Annotated in this window: 11 protein-coding genes and 1 riboswitch; of the genes, 2 read left to right on the plus strand and 9 right to left on the minus strand. The window is 42.9% G+C overall.

What is annotated here, in order from left to right; all coding sequences use genetic code 11:
- Positions 1-64 precede the first annotated feature (64 nt).
- On the minus strand, positions 65-1,921 hold the full coding sequence (locus AC0YOD_RS15820) for a patatin-like phospholipase family protein (protein ID WP_475800288.1): 1,857 nt from the start codon (positions 1,919-1,921) through the stop codon (positions 65-67).
- A gap of 414 nt (positions 1,922-2,335) precedes the next feature.
- Here AC0YOD_RS15820 and AC0YOD_RS15825 point away from each other — a divergent pair, with 414 nt between their 5' ends.
- Positions 2,336-2,767 (plus strand): helical membrane plugin domain-containing protein, encoded by a 432-nt coding sequence (locus AC0YOD_RS15825; protein WP_475800289.1) that lies wholly within the window; start codon positions 2,336-2,338, stop codon positions 2,765-2,767.
- 41 nt (positions 2,768-2,808) lie between these two features.
- On the plus strand, positions 2,809-3,990 hold the full coding sequence (locus tag AC0YOD_RS15830) for an NAD(P)/FAD-dependent oxidoreductase (RefSeq protein ID WP_475800290.1): 1,182 nt from the start codon (positions 2,809-2,811) through the stop codon (positions 3,988-3,990).
- 217 nt (positions 3,991-4,207) lie between these two features.
- Here the strand turns inward: AC0YOD_RS15830 and AC0YOD_RS15835 are convergent, their stop codons facing one another.
- The 8 genes from AC0YOD_RS15835 to rlmN all read right to left on the minus strand — a co-directional run bounded on the left by AC0YOD_RS15835 (position 4,208) and on the right by rlmN (position 12,607).
- A complete protein-coding gene (locus AC0YOD_RS15835) occupies positions 4,208-4,576 on the minus strand; it encodes a hypothetical protein (protein ID WP_475800291.1) in 369 nt (122 codons plus the stop codon).
- Between the two features lie 51 nt (positions 4,577-4,627).
- Positions 4,628-5,824 (minus strand): ParM/StbA family protein, encoded by a 1,197-nt coding sequence (locus AC0YOD_RS15840; protein ID WP_475800292.1) that lies wholly within the window; start codon positions 5,822-5,824, stop codon positions 4,628-4,630.
- Between the two features lie 234 nt (positions 5,825-6,058).
- Complete coding sequence (locus AC0YOD_RS15845; RefSeq protein WP_475800293.1) at positions 6,059-6,718, minus strand: glycosyltransferase; 660 nt, start codon at positions 6,716-6,718, stop codon at positions 6,059-6,061.
- 129 nt (positions 6,719-6,847) lie between these two features.
- Complete coding sequence (locus tag AC0YOD_RS15850) at positions 6,848-8,404, minus strand: GNAT family N-acetyltransferase (protein ID WP_475800294.1); 1,557 nt, start codon at positions 8,402-8,404, stop codon at positions 6,848-6,850.
- A gap of 234 nt (positions 8,405-8,638) precedes the next feature.
- Complete coding sequence (greA, locus tag AC0YOD_RS15855; protein ID WP_475800295.1) at positions 8,639-9,115, minus strand: transcription elongation factor GreA; 477 nt, start codon at positions 9,113-9,115, stop codon at positions 8,639-8,641.
- A gap of 96 nt (positions 9,116-9,211) precedes the next feature.
- On the minus strand, positions 9,212-10,492 hold the full coding sequence (locus tag AC0YOD_RS15860; RefSeq protein ID WP_475800296.1) for a nucleobase:cation symporter-2 family protein: 1,281 nt from the start codon (positions 10,490-10,492) through the stop codon (positions 9,212-9,214).
- Positions 10,493-10,507: 15 nt separating this feature from the next.
- On the minus strand, positions 10,508-11,104 hold the full coding sequence (locus AC0YOD_RS15865; protein ID WP_475800297.1) for a xanthine phosphoribosyltransferase: 597 nt from the start codon (positions 11,102-11,104) through the stop codon (positions 10,508-10,510).
- Positions 11,105-11,223: 119 nt separating this feature from the next.
- Positions 11,224-11,327, minus strand: a riboswitch (purine riboswitch).
- Positions 11,328-11,551: 224 nt separating this feature from the next.
- Positions 11,552-12,607, minus strand: coding sequence for a dual-specificity RNA methyltransferase RlmN (gene rlmN / locus AC0YOD_RS15870; protein WP_475800298.1), 1,056 nt, complete (start codon positions 12,605-12,607; stop codon positions 11,552-11,554).
- Positions 12,608-12,795: the final 188 nt, after the last annotated feature.

Consider the following 12,795-nt stretch of genomic DNA (forward strand, 5'->3'; position numbering starts at 1 on the left):
GAGAACAGCTTCTTCTATAGAGAAGAAATAGCTGCTTTGCGTCTATTTGATTACTTAAAATGGATTATGCTCTAGCTTTCAATTGCCTTCTAATATCATCCATAGCTTCTCTTGCTAACCGCTCACCCATAGCAATATATGAGGTTGAATCTTTAAAGCTATGGGATTGTAATCTTATTTGCGGTTTGATAATAATATCAGCTAGCTGTAATTCATCCTGTACCTTATTCACACTCATCATTTCCATTGTATTAAGAATGGATTCTACAAAGCTTTTTATGGGCAGCTTCTTACAAATCGGTACGCTAACGTCAACACCAATTACAATATCCGCTCCCATACTCCTCACCACTGCAGCAGGCACCGGGTGAACAACTGCGCCGCTAACTAGTTTCCGGCCCTGATAGCGCATGGGCGGTATGATACCTGGAACGGATGTGGACGCACGTAATGCATCTGACAAGGAACCTGTCCGTAAAATATGTGCTTTACCCGACGTGAAGTCTGCTGTCACTGCTGCAAAAGGAATGTTCAAATCCTCAATTTTCATTTTCCCAATATATTTATCAATTAATCGCAGCATCTTATTATTATTTGCAAGGGCTAAACGAGAAAAGTTTAATTGAATAAGCTGTGTCCAACGCAAGGATGGCAATACACGCTCAAATTCGGATATAGGCTGACCTGAAGCATAGAGTGCGCCAATTAATGCGCCTACACTAGTCCCCGCTATCATATCGATCGGAATATCCTCCTGTTCAAGCGCCTTCAGCACACCGACATGAGCCGTCCCGCGAATAGTGCCGCAGCCGAGAGCAAGACCGACCGTCGGCCTAGATCCCGGTAGTCGATGCCTCCCGAAACGTAGATGATTATTATAAATCTTCTTCCCACCGCTCAAGATAAAGGCTTCCCGCAGAACTCCCATAAGCTCTTCCACGTTCCTTGTTAGGAAAGGATATAGGATTAGCATGCGCATCGCTTCTTGAGATATCGCTTCTGCCGGATTCTCAGCACCCGCATTTTTCAAGAAATGAAGGACAAGCTCTGAAGTATCATCACTTCTCTCACGCAGCGGCGGTATGTGAAGTACTCGCACTCTGATCTCAGGCATTGTCTTGGAGGTTAGAATAACTCGCGTATCTCCGCTTGATCGCAGCACATGATGAATAATAGCTGCTGGCAACCGTTCTGCATGCCGCAGCAGAATGGTTCCTCCTGCAGCCTCCTTCACTTTCTGATCCCACATATTCAATTCAAAAAAAGAGCCTTCTATGGTTACCAACGGTTTACTCTGGTTCGAAGAAGCCTGGTGAATGGCCGCAGCAGCATGTGCTTTGCCGACTCCATATTCTCCTACAATGAATAAGGCATCCTTATGGTTAGATAAATATTCAATTTCATTATGCAGCTGTTGCATTTGCGGACTGCTGCCAATTAGCTCTCCATATCGCAGCTTGCACTCCTGCTCCAGATTTTTAATTAGGATAGGACTTTGGACATGCTCTTCTATCACTCGGTCATTCGTATTCTGAATCCGCCTCACCATCGCATCGATCATTTGGACGCGAAATTCGGGACAGCTGTCCATCATGAGTAGAATCCCTTCACGCGAGATGGCTACAGTTGACAAAGTCTCTGCTGCTTCCACTGTCGCGCTGACAAAATCACCTGTTAAACATGACATTTCCCCAAAAAAATGGCCACGCTGAAGCGTCGCTAAACGAACCTTTGCTCCTTTTTCTAAATAGACGAGAACAGTTCCTGTTAATAAGATATGAAAAGTTTCGCTCACTTCGCCCTGACGCAAAATGACTGTACCTGCTGAGAATTCGTATTGCTTCATATAGGGAAGGAGAAGGGAAAGATCCTCTTCCTTAAGTTGTTCTATAATGGGAAAACCTTTAGCTTTTTCCTTCATATGATCTCAATCTCCTAATCTCAGCTGTACAAGTAGGTACTTGCTCCTAATTATATTACCAATAAAAAGAAATTTCTTAAATGATAATTTGTTGATCTTTTGATAAAACTAAGGATTGGGATGGTGTTTTTTAGGCCATAACTAAATTTTTTTCAAAAAGTTATAAATTTCTTTTTAACTTTTGTCTCAAAGGATGTAGAATAGAGATAAAGAGTTTAAATCCGATTTCATCATCGTCGCTATCCAATCACTTTTGTACCTCTTCCAAATGAGGTTGAAAGACTTGCTCAACAAACGTTTCGGAAACTATGTGAAAAGTGTAACAATCTTTCGGGGTATAATCATTTCTTTAGCGACTGATCCAATCGAGACTACAACTTACTTTCAACTTAACGTAAAGGAGGACATTCTCTTATGTCACAATTATCTACTGGACAAGAGGTTGCAGCTAGCCTCGCCGAAGAAAAACAATCTTTAGATGTACTTGATCAGTTAATGAAGCCGGAGGTTCAAGAATCTCTAACTGTATTGGTGGATAACCTGCCAAAGTTGGCTGAAATGGTTACATTGATGACCAAAGCTTATGATTTCGCTCAAGGTATTGCTACAGACAAAGTATTGATCAATGATTTTGCTCAAGGTATCGGTGAGTTCGTTAAACCCGTACAAGACAAAGCTAAAGGTATCGCAGCAGCAGCTATTGAAGCTGGCGAACGTTCACAAGAAGCTGCAGGTTCAACTGTTGGCTTGTTTGCTATGTTGAAAATGCTTAAGGATCCTGAAGTTCAAAAAACGCTTCGCTTTGCACAAGCATTCTTGAACGTGCTTTCCGAGCGTAAAAACTAACAAATAATAAGAATGACCTATAGATCGAATGGAGGATGAACATGTCGAAACAGATTTTAATACTTGGTGGCGGTTATGGCGGTCTTCTGACTGCACTAACAGCGCGTAAACACCTATCAGCAGCTGAAGCGAACATTACTATTGTCAATCGTTTCCCTACGCATCAAATTATTACTGAGTTGCACAGACTAGCAGGAGGTACGATTGCTGAGCAAGCCGTTTCTCTACCGCTTACGAAGCTCCTCGGCGACAAAAGCGTTAATGTTGTCGTTGATACCGTACAAGAGATTAAGCCAAATGAAAAGCAAGTCGTTCTTGCAAGCGGTCAAGTACAAAAGTATGATTTCCTTGTTGTTGCTCTTGGCAGCGAAACAAACTACTTTGGTATTCCTGGACTTGAAGAGAACAGCATGGTTCTTAAATCCGTTAATGATGCGAACAAAATTCGCGCTCACGTTGAAGCTCGTCTTGACGCTTACAAAAAATCAGGCAACAAAGCTGATGCAACAATCGTTGTTGGCGGCGGCGGCTTGACTGGCGTTGAGCTTGTTGGTGAATTTGCTGACAAACTTCCTGAAGTTTGCCGCAGCAAAGGTATCGATTTCAATGACATTTCACTTTATTGTGTAGAAGCCGGCCCTGCCGTTCTTCCAATTTTCCCGAAAGTTCTTATTGAACGTGCTGTAACAAGTCTTGAAAAACGCGGTGTAACTTTCATTACTAGCGTAGCGATTACAGAAGCTACTAAGTCATCTGTATCGTTGAAAGACGGACGTACAATCGAATCCAGCACTATTATCTGGACTGGCGGCGTTAAAGGTAACCCAGTTGTAGGAAGCAGCGGCCTTGCAGAAGACCGTGGTCGTTCAACGGTTACTTCTACACTTCAATCGACTTCGCATGCGGATGTATTCCTTGCAGGCGACTGCGCTGTTGTGTTCCCAGAAGGCGGAGAGCGTCCTTTCCCTCCAACCGCTCAACTTGCTTGGCAAATGGGCGAAACGGTAGGCTACAACCTAGCGGTTCAAATTAAAGGCGGCGTAATGGATAAGTTCAACCCTGTGTTCTCCGGTACACTGGGAAGCCTTGGACGTAAAGACGGCGTAGGTACAATCGGCGGCCATTCTACACAGCTTAAAGGCTTGCCTGCATCGTTGATGAAAGAAGCAAGTAACATTCGCTACCTTTCACATATCCATGGTCTATTCGCACTTGCTCACTAATATAAAACACAAAAAAGGAGAGGCTATATAGCCTCTCCTTTTTTTATTTAACCCGAATAATTACCTTACGTATTATAAAGATTCCTTCCAACTTTAGGGTTAAGTAATACCGAGTAATATGGGAAATCACTCCGTATTACTTTTAGCGGGATTACTTAACATCACTTAGAATCATTTGACAACACTTAGTATTACCGGGTCATTCTTTCTCCATTATTTAACTCCAAGCTTCGATATCCTCATCATCAAATTCCTCTTCGGCTGAAGGATTCGTTTCAGTCACAGCAAGGGTTTCTTCTGTTTCTTCAATGATTTCAGCGGCTGCAGCGGATTGTTCATTTCCAGTCACAAAAGTCTGGGTTTCAATGCCCATTGGAAAGTTCGTAGCGCCTTGTAGTACACTTCTTTCAGCTGGAACATGGGCTTGCAGGTTGCGAATACCATTTTGGACGATTTCTTTTTCCATTAAATAGCGAAGAGAATCCATCAAATTGGTTTGCGCATTAAGCCACTGCATGACGAGCTCATCTTCCGTTTTCTTCGTTTTCAAGCTAATATTGTCGCCGGGCATTTTAATTTTTTTCATACCTGTCACCTACCAAAATTCCTATAATTAGGCTGCTGCCCAAAGTCATGCTTAAACGGTCTGAACAGCTTTATTTTTGAGCGCCTCATAAATTTTGCCTCGCACAAAAGCATCAAGACCCATTGCATTCAATTTAACAGCATAATTCGCTGGGATATAAAGAAGCTGCATTTCCCGTTCTCCACACAGTTCCTTGATCGCTGGATATAGGGCTGAACGCATCAGAATGCTGCCGCCTCCGTAAACGCAAATGATATCAATTTCATTACGCGTTTTTGTAAGCTGTCTTTTGACATGCTGCACAATTTGCCGAACTTGGCTGTCAAGCGGCCTTTTCAACGTTTTGAGCGCGCGTGCATGGTATTTATGCTTAGGATTTTTAATAACATCACTGAAAAATTGTCTTGGACTATCTGGAAGATGAACGAGGCGATTAAACTCTTCCAGCGCCTCTTCAATCGCATAGCCAGCGCCATGATGGCTGCCGTGTACGAATTGACGAAGAAATTTATTGCCTTCTGTAATCGGATATTCCGTAGAACCATCACCAATATCAACATGAAGAATGCGTTTATCTTTAAAGTAACTGCCGTTAAATTTCTTGTCGATCTCATAGGATTGAAGGAAGTCCTCAAATATTTCTCCGTCTCTCCAGCTGCCCTCGGCATCCTTCTGAAGGGTGAAAATGACAGGCGTCGCTTCCGGAACTACTTTTGCAAAAGGGAAAACGATTTTCACAGCAACTCGTTTAATGCCTAAATGAACCGTCACATGATGAGTGCCCGTTGTAAAACGTTTCTCGAACTTAGCCGAGGTTTCATCTGTATGCTGCGTAACGGGCAGAGCTGTTGCCATATCAACCTCTACGTCAATGTGTTCGGGTATTTTCTTCTCGTCCTCATAAGCCTTCTGAACGGCCATTGCGGCGATTTGAGCGAGCGTATTAATGACTGGAAGATCCATATCACTCTTCATGTCTATGCCGATCTGAAGATTATCTAAGATCTCACCGCTCTCCAGTGCAAACTTGCCTACATAATACATGCCAGGTCTTGTAGCAGGTGAATCAATGGTGACGACCAGTTGGTCCTGTAAGTTTTTCATAAAGCTTTCCGGCGTTTGCTCCTCGCTCCATGGAAGCTCGTCCACCGTACAGTTAACGTTCGGCTGTTGAATTAATTTGCCGTCGATAATGAGATCATGCTCACTGTTTCCGTTATCATTGCCTACATAAAAATGAAACTGCATAATCATATTCCTCCTAAAAAAGGTTTTAAGTATAAAAAACTGGCTGCACAATGAAGGGGCTGCATCTACTGTTTTGCTTAGTATTACTTTGCCATACAAAGTATTAGCTTACATCTTGCTTAAGTCCTATGACCAGTTAATCTTTTCTCATAAAAATTTGTCGGACGATGTATGTTCATGAGAAAAGGGCTAACCCGATAACGGATTAGCCCCTCTTCCTAGTGCCCTTTATTTTCAGTGAAAGGTCTTTGGAAACTGCTTAATAATGCCTTCACTCAACGCGTCAGAGAGCATAAGGATATGTTCCTCGCCTTTATCATAAGCATTGATATCCCCTTGCCAATCCTTCTTAATTCTGGACATGAACTGGTCTGTCAGCAATTGCAAATGCCCATATAAGAGGTCCTTTAACTGCTTGTCTGTCCAATTCGGATTAGCGCTGCTCAGAAATGCAGCAATAGCATCCGCATTCTTATACCATTCTTTATTAAACGTATTGAAATCTGCTTGGTTGCCGCTTTTCGCTGCATCAACAACTTTTCCGGCAATTTGAATATGCTCTTTGAGAAGCTCAGCCAATTTATTACCCGCTGCTTCACCATAATACGGCTTTATGGCATTGCCAATATCCTGTTGATTCTTCAGAAGCCTAGCAAGTACAGGCTGCTGATCCTCTAGTCCAGCAAGCGCGCTTATGATGTAGCTTCTCGTCCAAACAACATGAGCATTCCAAAGCCTTCTCATGTCCTCCTTAAGCTTTACCGCAGCAGGACTGATACCTTCTTCATGACCATGGCGATGATCGCCTCCTGCTGCCACCACCGCATTTACAGGCGCTGAATACAGGAGAAGGGACACACACAATACAGTGAAAATAAGGAACTTGTTTTTCATTCATATTCTCCTCTGATCTCTTTAGTTAAACAGCCAACTATATTGTGGGTTTTAAGCCTATTTTTCATTCATAAAATAAAAAAAGACAGCAGATTCGACTGCTGTCCTTGTTCAAATCCCTATATGTGTTCATTCAGAAGTCTTAGCTTTCGACCGAATCTGTAAGGAATAAATATCCGTACGACGATCCCCGAAAGTTAATACTTCATTGGATTTTCGATGACGCATCAGCGTTTCCATATCCACCTCAGCCATAATGACGGTTTCTGTGTTTTCGCTGCACTCCTCAGCAATACCGTCACGCGGGAAGGAGAAGCCTGTAGGCGTGTACACGCCTGACTGGGCATATTGGATATCGACATTATCCACATGCGTTAGATTGCCGACTGTGCCGGCTGTGACGGTATACACTTGATTCTCTATTGCACGCGCCTGTGCGCAGTATTTCACACGTAGAAAAGTCTGCTTATCTTCCGCACAGAAGGGTACAAAAATAATTTGTGCCCCTTCCCCGGCAACGATACGCGAGATTTCTGGGAATTCGATATCGCTGCTGAGTTGAATCGATATTTTACCGCAATCCGTGTCGAATACCTCTAGTGTTGAGCCGCCGTTGATTCCCCACCACATCCGCTCATTTGGCGATATATGCAGCTTATACTGCTGCTCAATCGTTCCGTCTCTCCGAAACAAATGCGCTACACTATAGATGCGATTGTTCTCTTCAATAAAATGAGAGCCGCCAATAATATTAACGTTATATTTTACAGCAAGCTCTGTGAACAGCTCGACATATTGTGTTGTAAAAGTTGCGAGCTTACGAACTGCCGTACTCGGGGAACGCTCTTCGAGAAAGGACAACAGCTGCATCGTGAAATTTTCCGGAAAGACCACAAAATCGGATTTATAGTCCGCTGAGACATCTACATAATGCTCGCATTGCGTTGCAAATTCATCAAAGGAATCAATCTTTTTCATCATATATTGCACTACACAAATCCGAACCGGAAAGGATAGCTTATAATGCGTTTTGCTGTTGCTCGGCTTATAGTCGATATTATTCCATTCCAGCAAAGCCGCATAATTCATGGAATCATCATCGTCCATCAAATAATTCGTAATAATCCGCTTAAGCGTGAATCCATTCATCATTTGGAAGGTGAGCACACGGTCATAAATATTCTGTTGAAGCACCTCTTCCGCATACTCTCTCGGTGACATCTTGTCGCTATAATTATGGTAGCCCGGAATACGGCCGCCAACGATAATGCTTTTGAGGTTCATATGCTCTGCCAGCTGCTTTCTCGCTTCATAGAGCCGTCTGCCAATCTTCATTCGACGATACTCAGGGTGAACCATAACCTCCATACCGTACAAATTTTGACCGTGCGGATTATGATTGCGGATAAATCCTTTATCCGTAATTTCTAAATAAGTATGCTGATCCAAGTAATCATCAAAATTAACAATTAAACTTGAGCATGAGCCAATGATTTCTCCATCCAGCTCGACGCAAATTTGTCCCTCAGGAAAAATGCGCAGATGACTTTCCATTTGAGACTTCAGCCATGGATCCATATTAGGAAAGCAAACGAGCTGCAGCTCGATAATTTTTTCAATATCTTTATGTTCAATGTTCCGAATGATCATTTTCTTCTCGAATTGTGATATTTGATCTGATGACATATAAGCTCCTCGTTTAACTAAATTGTCTCCTGATAAGACCCCGCTCTTTCTTGTGATAAAAGGAGTCTCCCTAGGTTTTGTAATGCTTCAAAAAACATACACGAATTTGGAGCCGCCATATGTAGACGCTCCCTCTACCTTTGTTTAAACAAATTTCTTTCAAATGAAACACAAGAAAGCACAAAGAATTCCCGTCTAGGATCCCTTGTGCTCGATATAGTCGCATATATATAATTACGCTTTGATTTCAAGAAGCTCGTATTTGATAACACCCATTGGAGCGTTTACGAGAATGATGTCGCCAACTTTTTTTCCTATAAGCTCCTTGCCCAGCGGGCTCTCATAAGAAATTTTGTTCTCAGCAACATCGGCTTCTTCCGTGCCTACAATTTTATATTCAATCTTCTCAGAAAATTCGATGTCATTCAAAATAACGCTCAAACCGATACTTGCTTTGGAAAGATCCAGCGCCTCAGCAGAAATCACGCGAGCCTTCTTAAGCATCTTATCCAAAATGAGTATTCTCGTTTCCATAAACGATTGATCGTTTTTCGCGGAATGATATTCGCTATTCTCTTTCAAATCGCCATAGCTGATTGCTAATTTTATACGTGCAGCCAATTCTTTGCGCTTTACATATTTCAAATCTTCCAGCTCAGCCACCAGTTGAGCCATGCCCTCTTCGGTTAAAATCACTTCTTCGTTCGCCATTTTTGCACAACTCCTATTTGCTTTCTTGGCTTAATCTTAACCTATTCCCGAGAATTATGCGAAGAGATATGCAAAAAAATAAATTCTAATCCGCTTTTAAGCTGCCTCCATTGAGGCTTTTTCTCGGTTCGATAAACATAGGTTTAGGATAATAGCGGTCAAGGAACCTGTAACAATACCGTTTTGAAGCAGCATTTTTGCAAACTCAGGCAGCTGATCAAACATTTGAGGTACAGTAGCAGAACCTAACCCTACAGCAATGCTGCAAGCAGCAATCAGCAGATTGTCCCCTTTTTGCATATCCACCTGAGAGAGAATAGAAATACCTGAAACAGCGACAGAACCGAACATCACGATCATCGCTCCTCCAAGCACCGCACTCGGAATGATTGTCGTTAATGCAGCTAGTTTAGGCAGCAAGCCCAGCACAATCATAATGCCTCCCGCGGCAAAAATAACATTTCGCGCTTTCACTCGCGTGATCGCTATGAGTCCAACATTTTGAGAGAATGCTGTGTAAGGGAATGCATTAAAAATACCACCAAGCATGATAGCAACACCCTCAGACCGCAGCCCATTCACAATTTGCTTCTGTTCAACCTTCTGGTCAATCGCTTTGCCAACTGCTAAATAAACGCCTGTCGACTCCACCATACTCACGATATTCACGATAATCATCGTAGCGATGGCTGTGATGCTTATTTGAGGCGTACCAAAGTAAAAGGGCTGAGCGATACTCACTACGGAAGCATCGGACACAGGTGCGAAATCAACGATCCCCATAAAATATGCCGTTATTGTACCGACAAGAAGTCCGATGAGGACTGAGATAGAACGTAAGAAGCCCGTTGCAAAGCGGTTCACCAATAGAATAACAATTAAGGTTATAAGCGCAAGCAGCAGGTTCCTCGGCTCGCCGAAATCCGCATTTTTCTGTCCGCCACCCACATTATCCATAGCAACCGGAATGAGCGACAAACCGATAATGGTGACAACCGAGCCAGTTACAATCGTGGGGAAAAACTTGAGCATTTTACCATACAACGGCGCTGCTAATACGACGAACAAACCCGATATAATGATAGCCCCGTACGCCGTAGCTAAATTAGAGGTGGAAGCAATAGCGATAATGGGACCTACCGCTGTAAACGTACATCCCAATATAACAGGCAGTCTGCTACCAAAATATTTGGTGCCCATAACCTGCAAAATCGTCGCTAAGCCGCAAGTAAATAAATCTGCTGCAATGAGATATGCCATCTGCGTAGTGGTCAGATCCAATGCAGCTCCAACAATAAGAGGTACAATAACAGCTCCTGCATACATGGCTAATACGTGCTGGAAGCCCAGCATGACGACCTTTTGTTTACTGAACATGATGAGAAAACTCCCTTAGGCCTGTTGAATTAATTGCTCTTCTTCTATGAAGTGAACCTCTCCTGGTGACATCGAAGCAATTCTAGCTAAGGAATGAACACGAACACCTTTATTTTCAAGCAGCCCGCGACCTTCTTGAAAGCTCTTTTCAATCACACAGCCAACGCCAAGTAGCTCAGCGCCCGCTTCCTTAACTATATCGACAAGACCAACCAGTGCTGCGCCAGTAGCCAAAAAGTCATCTACGATAAGCACTTTGTCATTTGCATTCAGGTATTTCTGTGAGACGCTAACTTGATACGTTTCTTGACGAGTAAAGGAATGTACAGGCGCGCTATAAACCTGCTCAGCCAGCGTTACAGCCTTCTTCTTCTTCGCATAGATAAACGGAACCCCAAGAGCAATTGCCGTTGCCATAGCGAACTGAATGCCGCTAGCCTCGATTGTAAGCACCTTTGTAATTGGCTGACCTCCGAATAGACGTCCAAATTCTTTACCAATCTCCAGTGCAAGTGCAGTGTCTACTTGATGGTTAAGAAAGGAATCGACCTTTAATACGGTATCGGAGAGGATAGCCCCCTCTTGGCGTATGCGTTCTTCTAGTATTTTCATCTGGCTTATCGCTCCCTTTATAAGTATGAAGATAAAAAAAGGACAGGCTCCATGAGTCATTTCTCAAGTGAAGCCTGCCCTATTGGTCATCTCTAATTGTACAACAAAAAAAAGAAAGACCTATATGCGCTGTCACTCATAGTCGGTCGATTAAAGTGGTCGTCCGGTAGAAACGATTGGGCCATATCCCCAATGATATACGAGTTGTATGAAGTTTTTACTTTGTTTATACTACACGCTCTAACGTGCCGTTTCAAGAGGTAAATTTAGAGGCTGAAAGGTATTCCAAATTAAGGAATCGACGCATAAACGAGTGTCGCTATCCTTTGGGTTCAAAAGTTCGATTCACGGTAAATGACAAGAAAGCAGATAAGCCAAAAAAAGCGTACCCACCGAGATGGATACGCTTCTCTCATTCGCTCTATGTCTTCAAGCTCAAGCTGGAATCTAAGCCTTAAGCTGCTTGCTTCTTAATTGACCGCATGCGGCATCTATATCCGTACCGTGCTCTAGGCGGACACTGCAGCTGATGCCCTGCTTTTTGAGCGTATCATAAAATGCCCGCACCGTTTCGCGGTCCGTTCTCTGATATTGACTATGCTCATCCACTGGATTGTACGGGATTAAATTAACGTTAGCCAAATGTCGTCTGTCTTTAATTAGCTCAGCAAGCTCAAGCGCATGCTCCTTTTGGTCGTTAACATCCTTCAGCAGTATATATTCAATCGTAATTCTACGATTCGTTTTCTCCAAATAATAATCAATTGCCTGCATTAATTTTTCAATGGGAATGCCGCGGTTAATTTTCATAATACGTGTGCGAAGCTCGTTATTAGGCGCATGCAAGGAAACCGCTAGGTTTACCTTCAGATCGCTGTCTGCGAACTCATATATTTTGTTGGCAAGGCCGCTGGTGGATACGGTAATATGTCTTGCCGCAAGGTCCAGACCCTTTTGATCCTTAACAACAAGAATGAAGTCTACCATGTTCTTGTAGTTATCGAATGGCTCGCCAATTCCCATTACAACAACGTGGCTGACCTTCTCATCCTGCTGCGCACGATCAAGATGATGCTGCACCTTCATAATTTGCTCAACGATTTCACCGCTGGAGAGATCACGGCTTTTGGCTAGTAGACCGCTCGCGCAGAAGCTGCAGCCAATATTACAGCCCACTTGTGTGGTTACACAAACGGACAAGCCAAATTTATGTCTCATTAGTACCGTTTCAATTAAATTGCCATCCTTCAATGTGAACAGAAACTTAATGGTTCCATCCTCGGATTCCTGTCTGAGGTGCTCGTGCATCGTTTCTATAACAAAATGCTCTTCAATTACTGCGATACAATCTTTATTAACATCAATCATTTCTGAGAAATGTAATACCCGTTTCTTATAGAGCCAATCCCAGACCTGCGCTGCGCGAAACTTTCTATGTCCGCGTTCCAGCAGCCAAGCTGTCAGTTGATCAAATGTCAATCCATAAATGGATTCCTTATTCATTCGTTACCCTCTTTTCAAAGCACAATAAGGTGCCTTCCTATTCCGTTTATGCAGCCGTATTTAGCTATATGATTATGATTGTCCCAAATTTTTTTTATTAAAGCAAGGCGAGATTTCATAATGTTATAAAATGAATGGCTATACTAGCTCAGCCGCGTATCCTATGTACAGACAACCTATACAGCAAA

The sequence above is a fragment of the Paenibacillus sp. J31P13 genome, from assembly GCF_056269295.1.